The 23,982-nt window shown below is 66.1% G+C and carries 25 protein-coding genes and 1 tRNA gene; 19 read left to right on the plus strand and 7 right to left on the minus strand.

The features are described 5' to 3' along the window. Nucleotides 1-7: 7 nt before the first annotated feature. From ACIPRS_RS10275 to ACIPRS_RS10295, 5 genes are all read left to right on the plus strand, one after another. Nucleotides 8-1,105, plus strand: a complete 1,098-nt coding sequence (locus tag ACIPRS_RS10275; RefSeq protein WP_446538486.1) for an efflux RND transporter periplasmic adaptor subunit — start codon at nt 8-10, stop codon at nt 1,103-1,105. Between the two features lie 282 nt (nt 1,106-1,387). Continuing rightward, nucleotides 1,388-3,280 (plus strand): ABC transporter ATP-binding protein, encoded by a 1,893-nt coding sequence (locus ACIPRS_RS10280; RefSeq protein ID WP_446538487.1) that lies wholly within the window; start codon nt 1,388-1,390, stop codon nt 3,278-3,280. 26 nt (nt 3,281-3,306) lie between these two features. Then, a complete protein-coding gene (locus ACIPRS_RS10285) occupies nt 3,307-4,515 on the plus strand; it encodes a PQQ-dependent sugar dehydrogenase (RefSeq protein WP_446538488.1) in 1,209 nt (402 codons plus the stop codon). Nucleotides 4,516-4,525: 10 nt separating this feature from the next. Beyond that, entirely contained in the window at nt 4,526-4,906 is a 381-nt protein-coding gene (locus tag ACIPRS_RS10290; protein WP_446538489.1) for a hypothetical protein, read from the plus strand. After that, a complete protein-coding gene (locus ACIPRS_RS10295) occupies nt 4,903-5,349 on the plus strand; it encodes a PaaI family thioesterase (protein WP_446538490.1) in 447 nt (148 codons plus the stop codon). The genes ACIPRS_RS10290 and ACIPRS_RS10295 overlap by 4 nt, the downstream gene beginning before the upstream one ends. A gap of 880 nt (nt 5,350-6,229) precedes the next feature. Here ACIPRS_RS10295 and ACIPRS_RS10300 read toward each other — a convergent pair. After that, complete coding sequence (locus ACIPRS_RS10300; protein WP_446538491.1) at nt 6,230-7,027, minus strand: amidohydrolase; 798 nt, start codon at nt 7,025-7,027, stop codon at nt 6,230-6,232. Between the two features lie 127 nt (nt 7,028-7,154). Further along, nucleotides 7,155-8,306: a pyridoxal phosphate-dependent aminotransferase gene (locus tag ACIPRS_RS10305; protein ID WP_337730939.1), complete on the minus strand. Its 1,152-nt coding sequence runs from the start codon at nt 8,304-8,306 to the stop codon at nt 7,155-7,157. Between the two features lie 70 nt (nt 8,307-8,376). Between ACIPRS_RS10305 and ACIPRS_RS10310 the strand changes: the two genes are divergently transcribed. From ACIPRS_RS10310 to ACIPRS_RS10375, 14 genes are all read left to right on the plus strand, one after another. Next, nucleotides 8,377-8,874, plus strand: a complete 498-nt coding sequence (locus ACIPRS_RS10310) for a DUF3293 domain-containing protein (RefSeq protein WP_446538492.1) — start codon at nt 8,377-8,379, stop codon at nt 8,872-8,874. A 106-nt stretch (nt 8,875-8,980) separates the two neighbouring features. Next, a complete protein-coding gene (ccmA, locus tag ACIPRS_RS10315) occupies nt 8,981-9,631 on the plus strand; it encodes a heme ABC exporter ATP-binding protein CcmA (RefSeq protein ID WP_446538493.1) in 651 nt (216 codons plus the stop codon). 85 nt (nt 9,632-9,716) lie between these two features. Continuing rightward, the gene (gene ccmB, locus ACIPRS_RS10320; protein ID WP_337730942.1) at nt 9,717-10,403 is read left to right on the plus strand and encodes a heme exporter protein CcmB; all 687 of its coding nucleotides are present in this window, start codon (nt 9,717-9,719) and stop codon (nt 10,401-10,403) included. 13 nt (nt 10,404-10,416) lie between these two features. Next, complete coding sequence (locus ACIPRS_RS10325; RefSeq protein WP_192201350.1) at nt 10,417-11,172, plus strand: heme ABC transporter permease; 756 nt, start codon at nt 10,417-10,419, stop codon at nt 11,170-11,172. Further along, nucleotides 11,169-11,336: a heme exporter protein CcmD gene (gene ccmD, locus ACIPRS_RS10330; protein ID WP_337730943.1), complete on the plus strand. Its 168-nt coding sequence runs from the start codon at nt 11,169-11,171 to the stop codon at nt 11,334-11,336. The genes ACIPRS_RS10325 and ccmD overlap by 4 nt, the downstream gene beginning before the upstream one ends. Before the next feature lie 3 nt (nt 11,337-11,339). Further along, nucleotides 11,340-11,801: a cytochrome c maturation protein CcmE gene (ccmE, locus tag ACIPRS_RS10335; RefSeq protein WP_337730944.1), complete on the plus strand. Its 462-nt coding sequence runs from the start codon at nt 11,340-11,342 to the stop codon at nt 11,799-11,801. Nucleotides 11,802-12,092: 291 nt separating this feature from the next. Beyond that, nucleotides 12,093-14,033, plus strand: coding sequence for a heme lyase CcmF/NrfE family subunit (locus ACIPRS_RS10340; RefSeq protein ID WP_446538494.1), 1,941 nt, complete (start codon nt 12,093-12,095; stop codon nt 14,031-14,033). After that, nucleotides 14,030-14,626, plus strand: coding sequence for a DsbE family thiol:disulfide interchange protein (locus ACIPRS_RS10345; protein WP_446538495.1), 597 nt, complete (start codon nt 14,030-14,032; stop codon nt 14,624-14,626). The genes ACIPRS_RS10340 and ACIPRS_RS10345 overlap by 4 nt, the downstream gene beginning before the upstream one ends. Nucleotides 14,627-14,643: 17 nt before the next feature. Further along, the gene (locus ACIPRS_RS10350) at nt 14,644-15,081 is read left to right on the plus strand and encodes a cytochrome c-type biogenesis protein (RefSeq protein ID WP_337731885.1); all 438 of its coding nucleotides are present in this window, start codon (nt 14,644-14,646) and stop codon (nt 15,079-15,081) included. Beyond that, the gene (locus ACIPRS_RS10355; RefSeq protein WP_446538496.1) at nt 15,081-16,091 is read left to right on the plus strand and encodes a tetratricopeptide repeat protein; all 1,011 of its coding nucleotides are present in this window, start codon (nt 15,081-15,083) and stop codon (nt 16,089-16,091) included. The genes ACIPRS_RS10350 and ACIPRS_RS10355 overlap by 1 nt, the downstream gene beginning before the upstream one ends. Before the next feature lie 315 nt (nt 16,092-16,406). Next, on the plus strand, nt 16,407-17,339 hold the full coding sequence (locus ACIPRS_RS10360) for an endonuclease/exonuclease/phosphatase family protein (protein WP_446538497.1): 933 nt from the start codon (nt 16,407-16,409) through the stop codon (nt 17,337-17,339). A gap of 27 nt (nt 17,340-17,366) precedes the next feature. After that, nucleotides 17,367-18,494 (plus strand): homoserine O-acetyltransferase MetX, encoded by a 1,128-nt coding sequence (metX, locus tag ACIPRS_RS10365; RefSeq protein WP_446538498.1) that lies wholly within the window; start codon nt 17,367-17,369, stop codon nt 18,492-18,494. Nucleotides 18,495-18,735: 241 nt separating this feature from the next. Then, nucleotides 18,736-19,323: a cysteine dioxygenase family protein gene (locus tag ACIPRS_RS10370; RefSeq protein WP_192201358.1), complete on the plus strand. Its 588-nt coding sequence runs from the start codon at nt 18,736-18,738 to the stop codon at nt 19,321-19,323. A gap of 61 nt (nt 19,324-19,384) precedes the next feature. Then, a tRNA-Leu gene (locus ACIPRS_RS10375) sits at nt 19,385-19,470 on the plus strand. A 109-nt stretch (nt 19,471-19,579) separates the two neighbouring features. Here the strand turns inward: ACIPRS_RS10375 and ACIPRS_RS10380 are convergent. The 5 genes from ACIPRS_RS10380 to ACIPRS_RS10400 all read right to left on the minus strand — a co-directional run bounded on the left by ACIPRS_RS10380 (nt 19,580) and on the right by ACIPRS_RS10400 (nt 23,982). Further along, nucleotides 19,580-20,125 (minus strand): hypothetical protein, encoded by a 546-nt coding sequence (locus tag ACIPRS_RS10380; RefSeq protein WP_446538499.1) that lies wholly within the window; start codon nt 20,123-20,125, stop codon nt 19,580-19,582. Nucleotides 20,126-20,165: 40 nt separating this feature from the next. Next, nucleotides 20,166-21,041, minus strand: a complete 876-nt coding sequence (locus ACIPRS_RS10385; RefSeq protein ID WP_446538500.1) for an RHS repeat-associated core domain-containing protein — start codon at nt 21,039-21,041, stop codon at nt 20,166-20,168. A gap of 676 nt (nt 21,042-21,717) precedes the next feature. Then, entirely contained in the window at nt 21,718-22,659 is a 942-nt protein-coding gene (locus ACIPRS_RS10390) for an RHS repeat-associated core domain-containing protein (RefSeq protein WP_446538501.1), read from the minus strand. A 20-nt stretch (nt 22,660-22,679) separates the two neighbouring features. Next, nucleotides 22,680-23,216 carry a hypothetical protein gene (locus tag ACIPRS_RS10395; protein ID WP_446538502.1) on the minus strand — a complete coding sequence of 179 codons (537 nt, stop codon included), beginning with the start codon at nt 23,214-23,216 and terminating at the stop codon, nt 22,680-22,682. A gap of 175 nt (nt 23,217-23,391) precedes the next feature. After that, nucleotides 23,392-23,982, minus strand: coding sequence for a hypothetical protein (locus ACIPRS_RS10400; RefSeq protein WP_446538503.1), 591 nt, complete (start codon nt 23,980-23,982; stop codon nt 23,392-23,394).

Consider the following 23,982-nt stretch of genomic DNA (forward strand, 5'->3'; position numbering starts at 1 on the left):
AAACGACATGCGCACCCTGCACAAGACCCTGATCGCCGTCGCGCTGGCCGGCGTCCTCGCCCTCCCCCTGCTCAAGCTGGACGCCGATGCCAGCGCGCCGGTGAAGCCTGACGCACCGCCGGCCATCGTCAGCGTTGCCCCGGCGGTGACCGCGGAATTCGCGCCGCGCCACTGGTCGCCGGGCAGCGTGATCAGCCGGCAGGACGCGCGCGTCGCCAGCGAACAGGGCGGGCGCGTCGTCGAGGTGGTCGAGGTGGGCGAACGCATACGCGCCGGCCAGGCGCTGGCGGTGCTGGACGACACGGCATTGCGACTGCGCGAACAGGAGGGCCGCGCCGACCTGGCCCGCATCCAGGCCCAGCTCGACCTTGCGGCCCGCCAGGAACAGCGCTACGCGCAACTGGCCGCACAACAGAACATCGCGCGTGCGCAGTACGAACAACTGCGGGCCGATCGCGACATGCTGGTGCAGGAGCGTGCGCGCGCGCTCGCGCAACTGGCGCAGACGCGTCACCAGCGCGAGCAGATGGTGGTGCGCGCTCCGTTCACCGGGATCGTCGCCGAACGCCACACCCAACTGGGCGAATACCTGACCACCGGCGCGTCCGTAGCGCGCCTGGTGGACACGGCGTCGCAGGAAGTCCGTGTGCGTGCGCCGGTGGACCTGGCGCAGCACCTGGGTACGGGCACCTCGGTGCTCGTGCGCGCGGGCGACACCGAGCGCGCGTGGCCGGTGACCGCCCTGGTGCCGGTCGGCGACGAATCCTCGCGCCAGCTGGAACTGCGCATCGCCATCGATGCTACCCAGATGCCGGTGGGCAGTGCGGTGGATGTCGGACTTCCCAGCGCAGGCACGCGCAGCGTGGTCGCGGTGCCGCGCGACGCGGTGATGCTGCGTCGCGAAGGCGATTTCGTGATGCGCGTGGATGGCGCCGGCAAGGCCGAACGCCTGCCGGTGGAAACCGGCGCCGAAGTCGATGGCCTGGTGGAGGTGACCGGCGCTGTGCGCGTCGGCGACCGTTTGATCGTGCGTGGCGGCGAACGCATCGAACCCGGGCAGGCGGTCAGCATCCAGCCGGCATCACTGGCGGTCGCGATGCGCTGAGCATGGTGCGAGGCGGCGCGGATCGCGGCTGGAGTTGTCCGTCACCTGGAGAGGTCCGGTCGAACGGGGTCATACCGCTTCCCCGAACAACTGGATACGGATGCACGGAGAACTTCCAGTCGCGATCCGCGTCGCTTCCCGATGATGCCCCTGACGCCCCTGTGGGAGCGACGTCGGTCGCGACTGGACAGATGCGATGCCTGATCGCGACTGACGTCGCTCCCACACCGCAGCCAGCCGCGCTTTCACCCCAAATCCATCCGGGGCAGGCACAATCCACGCATGGCCTCGTCACCCCCGCCTGCGGGCAAGCCCAAGGGCGCCGCCCCGCGCCCTGCCAACAAGCCCAACCTGCGTGAGCGCTTCGATGCGATGCGCAACCTGGCGCCGTTCCTGCGCCAGATCTGGCAGACAAGTCGTGTCCTGACCACCGCCAGCCTGGGCCTGCGCGTGATCCGCGCGCTGCTGCCCATCGTCACGCTGTACATCGGCAAGCTGATCATCGACGAAGCCATCCGCCTGGTCGGTGCCGGCGTGCCGCAGGAAGGCCTGATGGCCGCGTGGCGCAGCGGTGTGCTGGACCACCTGCTGTGGCTGCTGGCCGTGGAGTTCGCACTCGCGATCCTGTCCGACCTGCTGGGCCGCATGGTGAGCTATGCCGACGCCCTGCTGTCGGAGCTGTTCACCAACGCCACCAGCATCCGCCTGATGGAACACGCCGCCACGCTGGACCTGGAGGACTTCGAGGATCCGGACCTGCAGGACAAGCTGGACCGCGCGCGCCGACAGACCATGGGCCGCATGAACCTGATGAGCCAGCTGTTCGGCCAGGTGCAGGACGCCATCACCGTGGTGGGCTTCGCCGCGGGCCTGCTGGTCTACGCGCCGTGGTTGATGGTGCTGCTGGCGGTGGCGCTGATTCCCGCCTTCATCGGCGAGGCGCACTTCAATGCGGTGGGCTATTCGTTGAACTTCCAGTGGACGCCGGAGCGCCGGCAGCTGGAATACATGCGGCAGATGGGTGCCAGCGTGGAAACCGCGAAGGAGGTGAAGATCTTCAATCTCCACCGCTTCCTGATCAGCCGCTACCGCACCCTGGCGGACAAGTTCTTCATCGCCAACCGCGCGCTGGCACGCCGTCGCGCGGTGTGGGGCACGCTGCTGGCGGCGCTGGGCACGCTGGGGTACTACGTGGCGTACGGCTACATCGCCTGGCGCACGGTGCGCGGCGACTTCAGCATCGGCGACCTGACCTTCCTGGCCGGCAGCTTCCGCCGCCTGCGCCAGCTGCTGGAAGGCCTGCTGGTGGGTTTCTCGCAGGTCGCGGGCCAGGCGTTGTACCTGGACGACCTGTTTTCGTTCTTCGAGATCGAACCGGAAATCACCTCGCCCGCCGATCCCGTCCCGGTGCCGAAACCGATCACCCGCGGCTTCACTTTCGAGAACGTCGGCTTCCGCTATCCCGATGCCGAGCGCTGGGCGGTGCGGGGGCTGGACTTCGAGCTGCGCGCCGGCGAAGTGCTGGCCCTGGTCGGCGAGAACGGCGCCGGCAAGACCACGCTGGTCAAGCTGCTGGCGCGCCTGTACGACCCGGACGAAGGCCGCATCCTGCTGGATGGGCGCGACCTGCGCGACTACGACATCGACGAACTGCGCGCCAACATCGGGGTGATCTTCCAGGACTTCGTCCGCTACCACCTGACCGCTGGCGAGAACATCGGCGTCGGCCAGATCGACGCGATGCACGACCAGGCCCGCATCCGCGACGCCGCCGCGCGCTCCATGGCCGACGAAGTGATCGCCGGGCTGCCCCAGGGTTACGACCAGATGGTCGGGCGCCGCTTCAAGAACAGCGTGGACCTGTCCGGCGGACAATGGCAGAAGATCGCCATTGCGCGTGCGTACATGCGTGATGCGCAGGTGATGATCCTGGACGAACCGACCGCCGCGCTGGACGCGCGCTCGGAATTCGAGGTCTTCCAACGCTTCAAGGAATTGTCGGACAATCGGACGGCGGTGCTGATCTCGCACCGTTTCTCCAGCGTACGCATGGCGGACCGCATCCTGGTCCTCAATGAAGGACGCCTGGAAGCCAGCGGCACCCACGAACAACTGCTGGCCGAAGGCGGCCGTTACGCCGAACTGTTCGAACTGCAGGCCGCCGGCTACCGCTGATTAAGTTCCCCACAGGAGATACGACGTTGCGCAACGCATCCCATCGACTCGCCACCGCCCTGCTTCTCGCGCTGCCCCTGGCTGCGTGCAATTCGCCCGCGAACGGTGAAGCCAAAGGCAACGCCACCGCCGCTGCGGAGCAGCCTGCGCCCGCGAGCCAGCCCGCGCAGACACTGACCAGTGCCAAGGGTCAGGTCCGGGCCACGCAGGTGGCGGGGGGCCTGGATCATCCCTGGGGGCTCGCGTTCCTGCCGGACGGCAGCATGCTCGTCACCGAACGCAGCGGGCAGTTGCGCCGCGTCGGTGCCGACGGCGCGGTGTCCGCGCCGGTCACGGGCGTGCCCAAGGTCTTCGCCACCGGCCAGGGCGGCCTGCTCGACGTGGTGCCCGCGCCGGATTTCGCCACCAGCCAGCGCATCTACCTGAGCTATGCCGAGCCGGGCGACAACGGTACCGCAGGCACCGCAGTGGCCTACGGCACGCTGGCCGACGGCGCGCTCGCCGACGTCAAGGTGATCTACCGCCAGGAACCGAAGGTCGATGGCCCGAACCACTTCGGCTCGCGCCTGGTCTTCGATGATGCCGGCCACCTCTTCATCAGCCAGGGCGAGCGCAACAAGCGCGCGATGTCGCAGGAACTCGACAAGCTGCAGGGCAAGCTGGTGCGCCTCAACCTGGACGGCAGCGTGCCGCAGGACAATCCCTTCGTCGGCCAATCCGGAGCGCGTGCGGAAATCTGGAGCTACGGCCACCGCAACATGCAGGGCATGGCGCGCGACCCGCGCACCGGCACGCTCTGGCAGAGCGAGCATGGCCCGCGCGGTGGCGACGAGATCAACCTGCCCCAGCCTGGAAAGAACTATGGCTGGCCGGTCATCACCCACGGCATCAATTATTCCGGCCAGCCGATTCCGGAAGCGGTGGGCAAGGCGAAGGACGGCATGGAACAGCCGCACCACCTGTGGGAGAAATCCCCCGGCGTGTCCGGCATGGCGTTCTATACCGGACGCCCGGAGAGCCCCTGGAACGACAGCCTGTTCCTCGGCTCGCTGGCCGAACGCAACCTGATCCGCCTGACCCTGGACGGCGACAAGGTCGTCGGCGAAGAACGCCTGCTGAACGAGATCGGCGAGCGTGTGCGCGACGTCCGCGTCGGGCCGGACGGCAACGTCTACGTGGTCACCGACGAAGACGACGGCAAGATCTGGCGGGTCGAACCGCCGAAGGCGCCGTGAGGAGTAGCCAGTGATCAAACACCTCCTGCTCGCATTCGGATTGTGCTGCGCCCCTGCGGCGCACGCACAGGCAACGCTCGACTACACGCAAGCCAAGCAACGCGCGGATGCCGACGAAGCCGCGCTGGCTCCAGAGCAGGCGGCATCGCTGCGCGATGCGCAGGCCGTCGCGCTCGATGCCGGCGTCAGCGCATGCGCGACCCCCACGGCGGACACCTCGCCGTTCGTGGTCGTGGCGGAGCTGGACGCCACCGGCAAGGTGGTACGCACGTGGCGGGAAGGCACGACGCCCCTGGCGATCTGCGTGCAGAAGCAGATCGCGGGCAAGACGCTGTCGGCGCCACGGCGCGCGCCTTTCTTCACTTCGTTCGAGTTGAGTTTCACACCATGAGCGACGGCAACGACATCAACGCCCTGCTGCGCGCGCGCCTGCCTGCCGGCGCACCCCTGCAGATTCCGCCGCCATGCCTGCTCGACATGCAGGGCGAGCCGGTCGCCTACGTGGAAGGCGTATCGCTGGCGATGCGTTTTCCCGTGCTGCCCCGCTACCAGAACCCGATCGGCCACATGCAGGGGGGCTTCATCGTCGCCGCGCTGGACAACACGCTGGGCCCATTCTCATACCTGATCGCGCCGCCCAGCGTCACGACCTCGCTCAACACGCAGTATCTGCGCCCGGTGACGCCGGACATGCCGCACATCACCTGCCATGCGCGGTTGATGGAGCGCACGCGCAATCAATTGTTCCTTGCGGGCGAGGTGCGTGACGACGCGGGCCGCGTGCTGGTGATGTGCCAGGCGGTGTGCCAGATCCTCCCGCAGAAAAGCACCTGACCTGTTTGACCTACCTGCGCTTGAAGCCCTGCGCTTGAAGCCCCTCTCCCTGCGGCGACCGAAGGAAGTCCTGTGGGAGAGGGGGGTTGGGGTGAGTGGCAACGAAGACGACACACCTGATGTCGCGCGATTCGACAACAACCGCCGCGAGCGCGATATCCACACGCGCCCATGAGCCTATTGGGCTCATGAGTCTGCTGGGAAATGGCTGTGGGTTTAGGCATGGTGCCGCTCGCCGGGGGGGCCCTGCTTTTCTTTGCTTGTGCAAAGAAAAGTAGGCAAAAGAAACACCCCCCGGCGGTCCGCCCGCCGCTGCGCGGCGGGTGCGCAGTCCCGGCGGGAATTTTCGGACGGGGCCTCCTGACCCGGCCGAAAACGGCGCACATCCTTGTGCGCCGTCCTGCGGGTTTTGCCCGCCGTGACTGCCGGACCTTAAGGGGCCCCAAGAGCCGCGCCTGACAGATCGACGAGCACCGTGGCTTTGCTCTCGCTCCTGCCTTCGGGCCCCCATGAGGCACGGCGAGTGGGCCGGGTAAAACCCGAAGGGCGCCGCCCCGGATGGGCGGCGTTTTCGTATGGCACAAGGATGTGCCTTACGAAAATTCCCGGGCCGCTCGCGGACCCGGAGCGAAGCGCAGGGCGTGCCGCCTGGGGTGTGTTTCTTTGCTTCTTTCTTTGCACAAGCAAAGAAAGAAGGCCTCCGCGGCGAGCGGCACCATGCATGAAGCGCGTGAACGCATACGACGAGGAAACGTCTTGCGCTCAGACATGATGAGCGCATTGCGCTCATGGTGGGCGTTGATGGTTCCGGAGTAGCCGGGACATACGGGCTTCGTTGCCCCTCACCCCAACCCCTCTCCCGCAGGGAGAGGGGCTCAACTCAGCGCAGCTCGAACCTGTCCGCATCCAGCATCGCCGGGAACCGCTCCCGGTGCGCCGCCAGCGCCTCCGCCGAGATCGTCGACGTCGTCACTCCCTCGCCTGCCGGCAACTCCACCACCGGCTGCCCCAGGAAATCGATCACCGCACTGTCGCCGCTGTATTCGTGCCCATTGCCATCCGTGCCCGCACGATTGACCGCCGCGACGTAGCAGAGATTCTCGATCGCCCGCGCGCGCAACAGCGTCTTCCACGGATACGCACGCGCCGCCGGCCAGTTCGCGACGAATATCTGCAGATCGAAGTCGAGCTGGCCCGGGCGCTCCACGTCATAACGGTTGCGCGCGAACACCGGGAAACGCAGGTCGTAACAGACCAGCGGATTGATCCGCCAGCCCTTCCATTCCACCGTCAGCCGCCCGCTGCCGGCCGCATAACGCTTGTGCTCGTTCGCATAGCGGAACAGATGCCGCTTGTCGTAGTGCTGCAGCGCGCCGTCGGGCGTGGCGAACAGCAGACGATTGAACACCCCCTCCGACGTGCGCAGCTGCACGCTGCCGGTAACCGCGGCACCCAGGGTCCCGGCCTGCTCGCGGATCCACGCCACCGTGGCGCCGTCCATGCCCTCGGCCTGGTCGATGGCCTCGTTGCTGAAACCGCTGGTGAACGTCTCCGGCAGGATCACCAGATCGGTCTGTCCCGCGAGCGGCGCGATCAGCCCGCCGTAGTAGTCGCGGTTGCCCGCCGGATCGTGCCAGCGGGTTTCGCCCTGGATCAGGGAAATGCGCAGGTCCTGCATGGTGTCGGTGTTCCTGATCCTGTCGAAAGGACGTGCATTGTAGGAGGGGCTTCAGCCCCGACGCTTCTCCGTCAGCCTTCCGGATACTCCGGCAAAGGCGTCGGGGCTGAAGCCCCTCCTACAGGGCTCAGAGTTTCTTCAACCTTGCGATCGCCGCGTCCAGCGTCGCCTCGTTCTTGGCGAAGCACAGGCGCGCCAGGCGCTGGCCCGCCGGAGGCTTTTCGTAGAACGGCGACAGCGGGATCGCAGTGACGCCGTGCTCCACGGTCAGCCACTTCACGAACTCGGTATCCGGCAGGTCACTGACGGCGGAATAGTCCACCAGTTGGAAGTAACCACCCGGCACCGGCAACGGTTTGAACTTCGTGCCCAGCAGCTGTTCGCGGAAACGGTCGCGCTTGTCCTGGTAGAACGCACCCAGCTGCTCGTAGTGTTCCGGCTCGTCGCGGATCATCGCGGCGAAGGCGAACTGCGCCGGCGCGAAGGTGCAGAACACGTTGTACTGGTGCACCTTGCGGAACTCCGCCGTCAGCGCCGGCGGTGCGACGGCATAGCCGATCTTCCAACCCGTGCAGTGGTAGGTCTTGCCGAAGCTGGACACCACGAACGCACGCGCGGCCAGCTCGGGGTAGCGCAGGATCGACTCGTGGCGACGCCCGTCGAACACGATGTGCTCGTACACCTCATCGGAGATCAGGTAGATGCCGGTGCCTTCCAGCAGCGCGGCCAGTGCGCGGATGTCGGCGGCGTCGAACATCGCGCCGGACGGGTTGTGCGGGCTGTTGATGATCAGCAGGCGCGTCTTCGGGGTGATGGCCGCGCGCACGCGGTCCCAGTCCACGGCGAAGGTCTGCGGATCCAGCGGGACATGCACGGCACGCGCGCCGGCCAGGTCGATGGCGGGCTCGTAGCTGTCGTAGGCCGGGTCCAGCACGATGACCTCTTCGCCCGGGCGCACCACCGCATGGATGGCGTTGAACAACGCCTCGGTAGCACCACTGGTCACGGTGATCTCGGTGTCGGGATCCACCTCGCGGCCGTAGCAGCGCAGCGCCTTTTCGGCGATGGCCTGGCGCAGTGGCGCCACCCCGGTCATCGGCGCGTACTGGTTGTGGCCGGCCCGCATGGCGGCATCCAGTTCGTCCACCAGCCGCGGCGGCACCGCGAAATCCGGGAAACCCTGCCCCAGGTTGACCGCGCCATGTTCGGCGGCCAGTTGCGACATCACGGTGAAGATGGTGGTGCCCACCTTGGGCAGCTTGGTCTGGGGCTGGAACATCCCGGGTCAGGCACTCGATGAAGGGGAAGGCGGAGTGTACGCGCTCCGCTTTACGCGCGATGATGCGGCCATGGGCGACTCCCGCGATCCCGACGCCATCGACCAGGTTCCCGAGGCCGAACGGGCGCGTCTGGCCACCGCGTGGGCAGCCGCGCATTACTTCGTGGCGGTGGGGCGGCAGGAATGGCTGTTCCGCACCGGCCTGACCGCAGCGGATGTCGAGCGGCAGATCATGGCGACCCGCTATCTGTTCATCACCGCATGGAATCCCCCGCCCGGCGACACCTCGCGCCCGCTCAATGACGCCGCGCAGGAACGCCTGCATGCCCGCGTGCAGGCGCTGGGCCTGTCCTTCCATCCCGCGCTGGGCTGCAACAGCCGGGGCGGCATGGTGGAACACGGGTGCCTGGTGCTGGATGCCACTCCGGAGCAGGCCGATGCCCTGGCCCGCGAGTTCGGCCAGGGCGGCACCCTGTTCTGGCAGGCCGGCGAGCCCGTCCGCCTGCGCATGATGTGGCCGCGACCGGCGCAGGCCGACGGCGACCCGCATACCGACTGGGTGGGGTGACGGACCGCGACCGTCTGTCGCAGGCGGCCGGACCGGCCCCTCCGTTTAGAATGGGCGATTGAGTCTCCAGGACACTCCAGCCTCCCGCCCGGGAACGCCCGATCCGATGACCGACGCCGCTCCCCGCCATCCGCCGTTGCTGGCCGCCCGCGCCTTGGCGTTCTCGCGCAATGACGAGCCGGTGTTCGGGCCGCTGGACTTCGCCGTGGACGCAGGCGAGGCGCTGCTGGTGCAGGGCGGCAATGGCGTCGGCAAGACCACCCTGCTGCGCGTCCTGGCCGGCCTGCTGCGGGCCGATACGGGCCACATCGACATCGACGGCCAGCCCGCCGGCCCGGCGCGTCGCGCCCACGCGATGGCCTACCTCGGCCACCTGCCGGCGCTGAAGGCGGACCTGAACGCGCTGGAGAACCTCAACTTTCTCTGCGGCCTGCACGGTCGCCGCGCGCGGCAGATGCCGGGCAATGCCCTGGCGATGGTCGGCCTGGCCGGCTACGAGGACGCGCTGGCGCGGCAGCTCTCCGCCGGCCAGAAGAAGCGGCTGTCGCTGGCGCGCCTGTGGCTGTCGCCGTCGCCGCTGTGGCTGCTCGACGAGCCCTACGCCAACCTCGACCTGGACGGCATCACCCTGGTCAACCGGATGATCTCCGCGCACCTGCGCGACGGCGGCGCTGCGCTGGTGACCACGCACGGCGCGTATGCCGCGCCACCGGTGCAGACCCGCACGCTGCTGCTGGAGCGGGGAGACGCGACATGAGTCCGACGGCTGTGTCCTCGAACCCGCTGCACCCCGCCCTTTCCCCCGCAAGCGGTGGACGGGGTTGCTTCACGGGAGCTCGCGCATGAGCACCGCGCCCTCGCTCCTCCAGACTGCCCGCGCGCTGATCACGCGCGACGTGCAACTGCTGTGGCGCCGCCGTGGCGACGCACTGCAGCCTGCCCTGTTCGCCATGCTGGTGGTCGTCTTGTTCGCACTCGGCCTGGGCACCGCGCCGCAGGCGCTGTCGAAGGTGGCGCCGGCGGTGCTGTGGGTCGCCGTGCTGCTGGCCGGCCTGCTGTCGCTGGACACGCTGTTCCGTGGCGATGCGGAAGATGGTTCGCTCGAACAATGGATCCTCGCGCCGGTGCCGCTGGCGTGGCTGGTGCTGGTGCGCGTGCTGACCCACTGGGCCACCACCGCCCTGCCCCTGGTGCTGGTGACGCCGCTGCTGGGCGAGATGCTGCACCTGCCGCGCAGCGACCTGCCGATGCTGCTGGCCACGCTCGCGCTGGGCACGCCGCTGCTGAGCCTGCTGGGCGCCGTGGTGGCCGCGCTGACGGTGGGCATGAGGCGCTCTGGTATCCTTGTCGCCCTGCTGGCGTTGCCGTTGTACGTGCCCGTGCTGGTGTTCGGCGCAGGGGCCGTGACCGCCAGCGCGCAAGGGCTGGATGCTTCCGGCGCCCTCCTCTGGCTGGCCGCCGGCCTGCTGCTCTCGCTGCTGCTGGCGCCGCTGGCCGCCGCCGCGGCGATCCGCATCGCCCTGACCTGAAGACCGCCGCCGCATGAATCCTCTCGTCCGCTGGTTCCACCAACTCGGCTCACCGCCCTACTTCGACCGCTTCGCCGCGCGCTGGACGCCGTGGTGCTACCTGGCGGCGCTCGTGCTGTTCGGCGTGGGCCTGTGGCAGGCGCTGTTCGTGGTGCCGGCCGATTACCAGCAGGGCGACAGCTTCCGGATCCTGTACATCCACGTGCCCAGCGCGTGGATGAGCATGTTCGTCTTCGGCCTGATGGCGTTCTATGCCGCCATCGCGCTGGTCTGGCGCATCAAGCTGTGCGAGATCCTGGCGATGGCCTGCGCCCCCACCGGCGCCGCGTTCACCGTCATCACCCTGGCCACCGGCAGCATCTGGGGCAAGCCGATGTGGGGCACCTGGTGGGACTGGGATCCGCGCCTGACCACCGAACTGATCCTGCTGTTCCTCTATCTCGGCGTGATGGGCCTGTACGGCGCCATCGACGACCGCCGCAGCGCGGCGCGCGCGGCCGGCCTGCTGGCCATCGTCGGCGTGGCGCTGCTGCCGGTGATCCGCTACTCGGTGGTGTGGTGGAACTCGCTGCACCAGGGCCAGACCATCCGCGTGTTCGGCGAGTCCAGCATGGACGACAGCATGCTGCTGCCGCTGGTACTGATGGTGATCGCCACCAAGTTCTGGTTCGCCGGCTCGCTGCTGGCGCGCGCGCGCGCCGACAACCTGCACCGCGAAGCCGGCAAGGCCTGGGTGGCGAAACTCGCGTCGGACGGAGCCGCCCCATGAGCTATCTGGAATACGTCATCGGCGCCTACGCCGTGTTCGCCGCCGTGCTGGCCTGGGACTTCATCGCCCCGCGCCTGCAGGTGCGCCGCGAACTGCGCGCCGCCCGCCTGCGCGTCGCACGCGACTCGCGCCGCAACGCCGCCCCCACCGACCTGGAACGCTGACCGATGAATCCCGTGCGACGCCGTCGCCTGCTGTTCGTGCTGCTCGCCGTCGTGGTGGCCGGCATTGCCACCGCGCTGATCGCGATGGCCCTGCAGCGCAACGTGGCCTACCTGTACACACCGGCCGAAGTGTTGCGCGGTGATGCCAAGCAGTCCCGCTTCCGGCTGGGCGGCATGGTGGAAAAGAACTCGTTCAAGCGCGAAGCCGGCTCGCTGACCTCGCACTTCCGCGTCACCGATGGCGACGCGCAGCTGACGGTGCGCTACGACAAGATCCTCCCGGACCTGTTCCGCGAGGGACAGGCCGTGGTCGCCACCGGCACCCTGCAGGATGGCGTGTTCGTGGCCGAGGACGTGCTGGCCAAGCACGACGAGGCGTACATGCCGAAGGAAGTCGCCGACAAGATGGGCAAGGCGCACCAGAAGCACGACGTGCCTGCAGCACCTGCGGGGTCGGCGAATTGATCGCCAAGCCCACCGTGATCTCCCTTCTCCCTGCTTGCGGGGAGAAGGTGGCCGAAGGCCGGATGAGGGGCGCTCCTGCTTCTCGGCGTGTGGCCGACGGGGAAGCCGCTGGCCATCGCATCCGGATATCTTCCCGTTGCTCTTATCCCGGCGACTCCGCTGGTCCCTCACCCGCCTTCGGCACCCACCCCGGCCGGGCGCAGCGCGCCCGGCGTTCAAACGATCTGCGCGGCATGCCGCGCAAGCAGATCGTTCTCACCCCCGCCAGCAGGGCGAGGGAATGGATGACTGATGCTGCCTGAACTCGGACAAATCGCGCTGATCCTGGCGCTGCTGGTGGCGATGCTGCAGGCAGTGCTGCCACTGGCCGGCGCGCAGCGCGGCAAGGCGTCATGGATGGAAGTCGCACGCCCGGCGGCCTACGCACAGCTGTGGCTGGTGATGCTGGCCTTCATCGCGCTGACGGTGGCCTTCGTGCAGCAGGACTTCTCGGTCAAGTACGTGGCGGGCAACTCCAACTCGCTGCTGCCGATGGTCTATCGCTACACCGCAGTGTGGGGCTCGCACGAAGGCTCGCTGCTGTTGTGGGCGCTGGTGCTGGCGATCTGGACCGGCGCCGTGGCGCTGTTCTCGCGCGGTCTTCCGGACGTGGTGATGGCGCGCGTGCTCGGCGTGATGGGCGTGGTCGCCATCGGCTTCCTCGCCTTCCTGATCTTCACCTCCAACCCCTTCATCCGCCTGCTGCCGTCGCCCGGCGAAGGCCGCGACCTCAACCCGCTGCTGCAGGACCCGGGGATGATCATCCATCCGCCGCTGCTGTACGTGGGCTACGTCGGGTTCGTGGTGCCGTTCGCGTTCGCCATCGCCGCGCTGCTCGACGGCCACGTGGACGCACGTTGGCTGCGCTGGACGCGGCCGTGGACGAACGTCGCCTGGGGTTTCCTCACCCTCGGCATCGCGCTGGGCAGCTGGTGGGCGTACTACGAACTGGGCTGGGGCGGCTGGTGGTTCTGGGATCCGGTCGAGAACGCCAGCTTCATGCCCTGGCTGGTGGGCGCGGCACTGATCCATTCGCAAGCGGCCACCGAGAAGCGCGGTGCGTTCCGTGGCTGGACGCTGCTGCTCGCCATCGCCGCGTTCTCGCTGTCGCTGCTGGGCACGTTCCTGGTGCGCTCCGGTGTGCTGACCAGCGTGCACGCCTTCGCCGCCGATCCCACCCGTGGCCTGTTCGTGCTGATCTTCCTGGGCGTGGTGATCGGCAGTTCGCTGCTGCTGTACGCCTGGCGCGCACCGCAGCTGTCCGAGGGCGAATCGGAGAAGTCGTACTTCGCCGCCAGCTCGCGCGAGACGCTGCTGCTGGCCAACAACCTGCTGCTCGCCGCCGCCTGCGCGATGGTGCTGCTGGGCACGCTGTACCCGCTGATCGCCGACGCGCTGGAACTGGGCAAGATCTCGGTCGGCCCGCCGTACTTCAGCCTGCTCTTCATCGTGCTGATGGCGCCGCTGGTGGCACTGGTGCCGTTCGGGCCGATCACCAAGTGGCAGCGCGAGAACCTGCGCAAGCCGCTCGCCATGCTGCTGCCGTGGGCCGGGCTGGCGATCGCACTGGCCGTCATCGCCTGGTTCGTGGCGCCCCAAGGCAAGCTGAAAGCCGCCGCCGGCATCCTCGGTGCGGCGTGGGTTGGCCTGGGCACGCTGCGCTTCGTGTGGTCGCGCCTGCGCGCGAACGGCCGTTTCACTCCTGAGATGCTGGGCATGACGCTGGCGCACACCGGCATCGCCGTGTTCCTGGTCGGCGCGCTGCTGGTGGAAGCGCTCAACGTGCAGCGCGAACTGGCGGTGAAGCCCGGCCAGACGGTCGAGGTCGGCCGCTGGGGCTTCCACTTCCAGGGCGTCGATGAAACCCAGGGACCGAACTACCTCTCTGACCGGGGTCACGTGCAGGTACTGCGCGATGGCAAGCCGGTGACGTTGCTGCATCCGGAGAAGCGCGCATACGCCAGCGGTGGCCAGGTGATGACCGAGGCCGGCATCCGGCCCGGCGTGCTCGGCGATGTCTACGTCGCCATCGGCGAACCGCTCGGCGACGGCGCCTGGGCGCTGCGCGTGCACATCAAGCCCTTCGTCCGCTGGATCTGGCTGGGCGCCGCCCTGATGGCGCTGGGCGGCTTCGTCACCGCCGCCGACCGCCGGTTCCGCAACCACCGCAAGCCCGAGGCCAATCCCGCATGAGCAACGCGTCCGAACTCCCGCCATCGCCGCCGCGCTCGCGTGGCGCGATGACCTTCGCGCTGATCATCATCGGCCTGTTCTTCATCGGCCTGATGGGCCTGCTGTACTACGGCGTGAAGCAGTCCGACCGTGCCGGCCGCGATGCCCTGCCCTCGCCTCTGATCGGCAAGCCGTCACCGGCCTTCGACCTGCCACTGCTGCACGAGCCCGGCAAGCGCGTGACCAACGCCGACCTCAAGGGCCAGCCCTACGTGATGAACGTATGGGGCAGCTGGTGCCCGGAATGCCGCGTGGAGCATCCCATCCTGACGAAGTTCGCGCTGACCAAGCGCGTGCGCTTCATCGGCTACAACCTCAAGGACGAGCGCCAGGATGCGCTGCGCTGGCTGGAGCAGTTCGGCAATCCGTACATGATGGTCATCGCCGACATCGAAGGCCGCGCGGCGATCGACTGGGGCATCTACGGCGCGCCGGAAACCTTCCTCGTCGACGGCAACGGCGTGATCCGCTGGAAGCACGTCGGCGCCATCGACCAGGCCATCATTGACCACCAGTTGATCCCCGCGCTGGAAAAAATCGAAGCCGGCCGATGAACGCGTCTCCGATGCTCCTGCTGCGCGCTTTGCTGCTGGCCCTGCTGGTCGCCGTCGCCGCGCCCTCCTTCGCCCAGGCCAGCGACCCCACGCCGCTGCAGTTCCGGGATACCGCCGAGGAAGCCCGCTTCCACACGCTGACCGCCGAACTGCGCTGCGTGATGTGCCAGAACCAGTCGCTGGCCGATTCCAACGCACAGATCGCGCACGACCTGCGGCGTGAGGTGCTCGACCTGATGCGCCAGGGCAAGGACGACGCGCAGGTGAAGCAGTTCCTGGTCGATCGCTACGGCGAGTTCGTGCTGTACAAGCCGGAGATGGCACCGGGCACCTACGTGCTGTGGTTCGGGCCGCTGCTGCTGTTGCTGGCCGGCGGCGTGTGGGTCGGCCGGATCGTCGCCAAGCGCGCGAAGCAACCCGCGCCGACCACCGACGACGACAACCAGGAGTGGTGATGACCACCTTCGTGATCCTCTCCATCGTGCTTTCCGCCGCCGTGCTGCTGGCGGTGCTGTGGCCGCTGTGGCGCGATGCACGCGGGCTGGTGCTGGGTGGCGTCGCCGCGCTCGGCATCGCCACGTTCGCGCTGTACCGCGTGGTGGGCACGCCTGCCGCGCTGTCGCCGCAGGCCACCGCCACGATGCCCACGACGCTGGACGATGCCGTGACCCAGCTCGAAGCCGAGCTCGCGAAGCAGCCCAATGAACCGGAAGGCTGGCGCCTGCTGGGCAAGTCCTACGCGGCGCTGCAACGTTACGACGACGCGCAGAAAGCCTTCGAGCGTGCCGTGCAGCTGCTGCCCACCGACGCCGACCTGCTGGTCGAAACCGCGCAGTCGCGCCTGTTCAACAATGCCGAACGCAAGCTCGACGCGCAGTCGATGGCACTGCTGGACAAGGCCATCGCCATCAATCCCGATCACCAGCGCGCGCTGTGGTTCCTCGGCCTCGCGCAGCGACAGGAAGGCAAGCACGCCGAGGCGGCGAAGACCTGGGAACCCCTGCTGGCCAAGGTCGACCCCAACACGGCCGCCACCCTGCGCACGCAGATCAACGAAGCCCGTGCCGACGCCGGCCTGCCGCCGCTTGCCGACACTGCGCCTGTCGCCGACGCGGCACCTGCATTGCTCACCGTCACCGTTGAGCTGGCCCCGGCACTGAAGGACAAGCTGGCGCCGGGCGACACGCTGTTCGTGTTCGCCCGCCAGATGGGCGGCCCGCCGATGCCGGTCGCCGCCAGGCGCCTGCCGGTGGATACCTTCCCGGTGACCGTGCCGCTCGGCGACGGCGACAGCCCCATGCCCACGCTCAAGCTGTCGCAGCTGCCGCAGGTGCACCTGGTCGCCCGCATCGCAAAGGGCAGCGGCCCCGCCGCCCAGACCGGCGATCTGGAAGCCGCTGCCGTCACTGCCGACGTCAAGGCCGGCAACAGCTACACGCTGACGATTGATCGCGTGGTGCCGTAAGGCCACGCCATACCGCGCTGCCGCCTCACCTTCTCCCTGCGAAGCGGGGAGAAGGTGCCGAAGGCGGATGAGGGGCGCTCTTCGCGCGAACCCTCCGCCTCGCGTTATTGAGGCACGTTGACCGCTGATCGTAACGCCGGCATCCCACTCCGTTCGCCCCTCACCCGCCCGTTGGGCACCCTCTCCCCGCTGCGCAGGGCGAGGGATACGGATGCTGCGTTGCGACGTATCCGTGCCCTGCCTGCACCTGCATGACATGGCATCGATAAACCGCCTTCCCTACACTCTGGCGATGATCCATCTCCCGCTCACTGCATGAAGCGCGCACGCGTCGTGTCACGGCCAGCTCTCTGGCTCTCCGCACCTGCGCTGCTCGGACTGCTGCTCCCGCTGCAACGCGCATGGATGCCGGGCCAAGGATCCATTGGCTGGGCGCTGGACCTGTTCGCGCACTGGCAGCCGCTCTATGGCGCAGCCTGGCTGATCGCCTGCCTGCTCGGCGCCCTACGCGACAGGCGCTGGCTCCTCGGCCTGCCACTGCTTGCCATGCCATGGCTTACCGCAAGTCCCGTCGCGCCGCACTCGGACGAGCCTCCACATCTCCTGGTCGCGGTCGCCAACGTCAACATCCATCAGCGCGATCCCGGCGCGCTGCTCGCCTGGCTGCGACAGAAACCGGCCAATCTCGTGGTGCTGACCGAGTTGTCGCCCCACTACGCTGAGGCGCTGGAAGACCGGAAATACGGCGGATTCGCCCACCAAGCGCTGCATCCGCTCGCGTCGCCGCCGGGCCTTGGGGTGTTGTCCGACCGTCCTCTCCGCAACGTGCGCGTGCTGCCCGACGGACTGGGTGCGCTGCGAATGGAGGCCGATCTCGATATCGGCGGCCGCACCGTCCACTTTATCGCCGCGCATCCCAAGCCACCCATGGCCACGCGCAAGTACCACGCGCGTGATCAGTTGCTGCGGGAACTCGCCACGACTGCCGCCACGCGGCCGACAATCGTCGCCGGCGACCTCAATGCCACGCCATGGTCCAGCGCACTGCTGGGCAGCGACATGCGCTCGCTGCGACGCGCTACCGGCTGGACACCCACCTATCCCAGCGAGGGCGGCGGCATGTTCGGCATCGGTATCGACCATGTCCTGGTCTCACCAGAGTTCGCACGCACCTGGGCGGAACGCGGCCCCTATATCGGTTCTGACCACCTGCCCTTGCGTGCCGGGATGCGCTGGCAGGGCGAATAGCGTCGCCCGGATCGCTACACTTCACCCATGACCGAATTCATCCCCCCCGGCACGCGCTTCCATCCCCTGCCCTCGCCGTTCCGCATGAAGCGCGGCGGTGCGCTGCACGGGGCGCGGATGGCGTATGAAACCTGGGGCACCTTGAACGAGCGCCGCGACAACGCGGTGCTGATCGTCACCGGGCTGTCGCCGGACGCGCATGCGGCGCGCAATCCGGGCAACGAGGCTGAGGGCTGGTGGGAGGGGATGCTCGGCCCCGGCAAGCCGATCGACACCGACCGCTGGTTCGTGGTCTGCGTGAACTCGCTCGGCAGCTGCAAGGGCTCGACGGGCCCGGCCTCGGTGAATCCGGATACAGGCGGCCTCTACCGCCTCGACTTCCCCGAGCTGTCGGTGGAAGACGGCGCCAATGCGGCCTTCGACGTGGTGCGCGGGCTGGGCATCGAGCAGTTGGCCTGCATCATCGGCAACTCGATGGGCGGGATGACGGCACTGGCCTACCTGCTGCTGCACCCGGGCGCGGCGCGCACGCACATCAACATCTCGGGCAGTGCGCAGGCGCTGCCGTTCTCCATCGCCATCCGTTCGCTGCAGCGCGAGGCGATCCGGCTGGATCCGCAGTGGAACCAAGGCCAGTACGACGACGAGACCTATCCGGAATCCGGCATGCGGATGGCGCGCAAGCTGGGCGTGATCACCTACCGTTCGGCGCTGGAGTGGGATGGTCGCTTCGGTCGCGTGCGACTCGAATCGGACCGTCCGGACGAGGAGCCGTTCGGGCTCGAGTTCCAGGTGGAGAGTTACCTGGAAGGACATGCGCGCCGCTTCGTGCGCCGCTTCGATCCCAACTGCTATCTCTATCTCAGCCGGTCGATGGACTGGTTCGACCTGGCGGAATACGCCGGTGAGGACCGCGCCGATGGCGACGTGATGAAGGGGCTGGCCAGGATCCGCGTGCAGCGTGCGCTGGCGATCGGGGCGGCCACCGACATCCTGTTCCCGCTGCAACAGCAGCAGCAGATCGCCGAGGGGCTGGCGGCCGGTGGGGCGCAGGCGGAGTTCCTGCCGCTGGAATCGCCGCAGGGGCATGATGCCTTCCTGGTGGATTTCGAGCGGTTCGGACCCGCAGTGGCAGGGTTTCTGGCGGGGGTCTGAGCACCCGCTGTTCCCTTCTCCCCGCAAGGCGGGGAGAAGGTGCCGAAGGCGGATGAGGGGCGTGCGCGGCAAACACCCGAGCGCACACCTGTCCGGTCTCCGTTCGCCCCTCACCCGCCCGCTGGGCACCCTCTCCCCGCTGGGCGGGGTGAGGGGGAACGTCCAACCCATCCCGCACCGCACGACACCCTCCCAGCCCCGCGCGGCTAAAATGGGCCCACACTTCCACCGGGCTCGCCCCATGACCCTCGATTTCCCCGGCGCCGACAAGCTGATCGCGTCGCTGGACGCCGCCGTCGCCCTCGGCGACGACCGTGCCGTCACCGATGCGCTGCGCAAGTCGCTGTGCGAACTGATCTGCGACGAGGACGTGCATCTGCCGTCCTGCGTGCTGGAGCCGATCTCCGACCATTACGCGCGCCGCGAGCTGTACACCAGCCCTGAGCATGGTTACAGCGTGATCGCTATGACGTGGGGCCCGGGCCAGGGCACGAAGATCCATGATCATTCGGGTATGTGGTGCGTGGAGGGCGTGTGGCGCGGGCGGCTGGAGATCACGCAGTACGAGCTGGCGGAGCACGACGATGTGCGCTATCGCTTCGTGCCGGCGGGCACCATCGAGGCCGGTACGGGCTCGGCGGGCAGCCTGATCCCGCCGCACGAGTACCACACCATCCGCAATCCGAGCGACAAGGCGATCGCGGTCAGCCTGCACGTGTACCAGCGCACGATGGTCCGCTGCGGGATCTTCACACCGGAGGAAGAGGCCGGCACCGACGGCTGGCAGCGCCGGGGTGAGCGGTTGCTGGGGACGGACCAGGTCAACTGAGGCGCTGCGGGACCCTGCCCCTGTCGGTGGGGGGCTGGGCTCGGCTATACTTCGCGTCCGCGCCGAAGTGGCGGAATGGTAGACGCAGCGGACTCAAAATCCGCCGCCCTTAAAAGCGTGTGGGTTCGAGTCCCACCTTCGGCACCAAGATCAAACCCCGGGCTTCCGGGGTTTTTTCGTTTTGGTCGGGCGCAGCTCACAGGATGGGTTAGGCGAAGCACCCTTCTCAAAATTTCAGACGATTGAATTCGCAAGCTCACCCTAACCTATTGCCCTGCTTTTGCAGCAAACGAGTTCGCCAACTCAGCATTTCGTCGCATGCTCTTTGAAGGCAGGCATAGTATCCCGCTGACGATAGAGTGACATCAGATAGATCGAATAGCCCTCCATCACCATGACGGAACGCTATCAACCGAACGCACTCACCAATATCGAACTGCAGGATGACGCTTCCATCGTCGAATGCCTCATCACCGTCAGGAGCCCAAGGTATGCTCTTCTTGAAAAGACTATCCAGAAAAGCCTCCCGCTCCATCTTCTGCAGTGGAAGGACACTTTCGGAGCCGAAAACTGCCAACAGGTACGCCTTCGCTACGTCCTCGGCGGAGGACTCCGCGTACTCTGCGGTGTGTGATCCACGTGATCGCACCCTGCGTTCCATCTCATCTCTCGAACATGCCAGAAGCGTTGCGTCCTCGCCCTTGACTCCAAACCAGAGGCCATTCACTGCGACCTGAAATGAGCCCAAACCGAACGTGCCGGCCTCTGGAAAAGCTTTGGACATGAAGAACGCGATCGACAAGCCTCTCTCCTCTTCAATCAGGGTGCTTTCTTCTGTTGGGCTATTTGAGCTGCTTGAGGACTTCATTGGGGATGTTTCTCATTTGAATAGGTTTGTCGCCACCCGTTGAACCATTCCAGTGCGTCTCGCCATTGCTTGGACGAGAGAACCTGTGAATGGTGCCGTTCTCATCGCGCGCCCAACGTACGCCATTGCGATCCAGGATCGACTGGCGATATAGCTCACGGACATTCTTGGGTTCAGGACTCTGTGAGTTCTGATGATGTTTTGGATTGTGCGTTAACGAAGGATCATCGTCATCATTGCCGTCTCCTCCTTCTGGGGGAGGGGCGGAACTCGTTGATGTGATGGGCTGCCCATCGCGACCTCGTCTTACGCTATCCCGACTAGTCGGTCTGGCCGGTCTCGCATTGTCGGGGCGCCCGTTTCCATCTGAATCGGTCCCAGAGGGACCGGGATCGACGATCCCTTGCTCCTGCTCATTCTTCGCGGACGTAACTATTGGAATGATTCTGCCGAGCTCCCGAACGATGGAGCTTTGTCGTCCGTCGGGATCATTGAATCTATACGGATTATTGAACGCATATGCGTACGCATTGAACTGCCGACTATCTCCAGTTGTATACATACTCACGGGATCGACGCTTAAGAATGCACCGACTTGAGGATCGTAATAGCGCTGCTGCATATACGTCAGCCCGGTGGCCGCATCCTGCACATGCCCCGTGAACCCCGGCCCATCCTTCACCGGTCCCGCCACCTGCGCCCCATAGGGCTCGTACTCCGTGGTCTCGATGACCACCTTGTTGGCATCGGTCACCGCGATGGGCGTACCCAATGCATCCGTGTGGATGTACTCCACCGTCGTCTGCGCATGCGCCGCCAGGCTGATCCCCAGCCACAGCAGCGCCGCCATCATCCCTCTCATATACCGGCTCATTCGATTGGCCCTCCACCGCCACCACCGGTCGCATACGCCGGCGGAGACCAGACAGAACACCCCAGCGCGTTGCAGGCGCGGACCTCGTACGGGGACACGCACGTGGGCGGCGAGTAACGCGACAGCCACGTATTGGGACCCTGGTACACCAGCCCGCCTGTGTTCGGCGCAGGTCAATGCGCTAGTGCCCGACTTATCAGGGGATTCTCAGATCGGCTTCTAACCCGCCTTACAAGGGTGGGCATTTACGTTGCTGGACAAGACTTCAAAACCACATTTGCAATCTCTTCTGTACAATCCTTCAACGTGCCCTCGCACTCGTCCATGATGGAGTTTCCGCTCGCGTCGACTTCATAGCGAAACCGCCCAACCGAAGACTGCTCTCCATCAGGCAAACGATCCAACTGGGCACTCACTAACCTCAAAGTTACCGGGCCATGCTCCGGAGGATCAAGGAGATCGACATGCGAGTGCTTTGAAAGATGCCCCTCTAGCCTGACAACCAATTTCTGCATTGACCCAATTCCTGCCGCTTCATTTTTCAGCTGCACTCCACAAGTCGTTCGTTCACTGCACCCAGCGATCACGAACGCCAATACGACGCACACCAGTCGAAGCTGACCAACAGGAACATGCAAGCACCGAGAGTTCGTCATTTCGACAGCTCCTTATCCAACTTCTTTGAGTCAAGCCGGCTTTCCACCCTGAATACACCTCGAAATTCACTCAAATTCGTTTTTATCGTCGTATCGTTTCTGATGATGTTGTCAACATCCCCCCCAGAAAGCCTGGTGCCACTTCGATCCGCCATTATGTGATCGTTCGTGTAACCAGGCTTGGGAGCCGAGGTCCTTCCTCCTCGCCATCCTTCGTCCTCGTACCCTTCTTGGGCCCCTGCCAAGTGAAGCAGGTCATGGACTGCAGCTCCAACCCATCCTGATTTCGATGTATTGATGTGCGCGCGATTTCCGCCAAAATCATTCGCGCCCTCTCCAGCTTTCGGATAGTTCCTAAAATCGTCAACCGGCGCCAAGCTCATACGGTTCGTTCCGAAGCCGCCAGGTGATTGGAGAACCTGCAGCCTGACTTTCATCCCACCCCAATCAGATTGAACAGCCTTCATCAGGTTACTGATCGCTGAAATGTTATCGCCTGTGGCGCCTGTCCCCGAAAAATACACGGGAATGACCAGCACGCGCACGTCCTGGAAGTAAATCGCATCCTTACCGTCAGGGTCAGCAAATGTGTAAGGGTTGTTCCTCGCGTAACAATAGCGGCAGAAGTTCGCAAGCGGCTGCTGATGGGCCGTCACCGGATCCACGCTGAGCATCCTCCCAACATCGGGGTCGTAGTACCGCTGCTGCATATACGTCAGCCCGGTGGCCATATCCTGCACATGCCCGGTGTAACCCGGCCCGTCCTTCACCGGTCCCGCCACCTGCGCCCCATAGGGCTCGTACTCCGTGGTCTCGATGACCACCTTGTTGGCATCGGTCACCGCGATGGGCGTACCCAAGGCATCCGTGTGGATGTACTCCACCGTCGTCTGCGCATGCGCCGCCAGACTGATCCCCAGCCACAGCAGCGCCACCATTACCCTTCTCATATACCGGCTCATTGGATCGGCCCTCCACCACCACCGGTCGCATAGGCCGGTGGAGACCAGACAGAACACCCCAGCGCGTTGCAAGCGCGGACCTCGTACGGCGACACGCACGTGGGCGGCGAGTAACGCGACAGCCACGTATTGGGACCCTGGTATACCAAGCCGCCTGTATTGCGCAGTTCATAGCTGGTGGCACCGCCCGACGGACTCCACGCGATCTCGCACGAATGACTGTCCTGGTACGCGGTCAGTCCCTGCGGCACCGGCGGTGTCGACAGCGTGATCGACTTGACCGCCGACATTCCACCGCAACCCGCCGAGTTGCATGCCATCACCTGGTACTCGTAGGTCCCCGGAGGCTTGCCCGTGACCTGCGTCTGGTTGAACGCCGCGTTGTAGATTTCCGTCCAGCTCCCGCCCGCCGGACGCTCCTGCAGACGGTAGGACGTGGCAACCGGCACAGTGGTCCAGTTGATAACGTATCCCCCCGTCTCGCTGCTGGACGGCAACGTCAAGGTGGGCACGCCCGTTGGCGGCAGGGTCACCAGCACGCTTCCGGTGGCGGAATAAGGACCGCAGCCGGCCACATTGCACCCCCTCACCCGGTAGCCGTGTGTACCTGCCGCCCGTCGCGCCCGATACCCAAGAGAAAACCGAAATCGAAGCTGAGAGACTCGTCGCCTGACTGCCGCTACCGTCGGCCCAGTGTCGGGTAATTACTCAACTTGTACAATTACCTCTTCCCCGGCTTGTTCGTTTCTCGGCAAGAGCTAGCCTCTTAACCTCAACAGGGCTAAGACGCTCCTTAATCCGACCATACAACTCGACCACCTTCGAGTAGTCCCTTCTACGGAACGCCTCTTCAGCCTGCGGCCGCAGCTGGCTCTCGATAACGTCGAGAGCATATTCCTTCGCCCACTGCTTTCGCTGCCCTTCGAGCATGGAGAAGTATCGTGAGTCGCCTCGCAATGCCGTTGCACCGTAGCGCTGCATCAATGCACTCAGTTCTTCCAGGCCAGCAACAATACCCTCGTGCGTTGTTGCCACCATATTGCGATAGGTCTTCGCTACCTCTGGATCTCCCGCACGCACGACTTCTGACATCGCATAACGGGTTCCTGAGATGGAAATTCCAGCTCCAATTTCATACGACTGCCGCCCATGATAGACATCAACTTCAACGCCGCCTTTTTGATACCGCACCAGCGTCGGCAGCGCCTCGACTTCCGTAAAACCCTCGTTAGCAAGGAATGAGAACGCCTTACGAACCTTTGTCGTAAAGTGCAACTGCGAACGGTCTGGCATATTCAT

The sequence above is a fragment of the Pseudoxanthomonas sp. LARHCG66 genome (assembly GCF_052871755.1).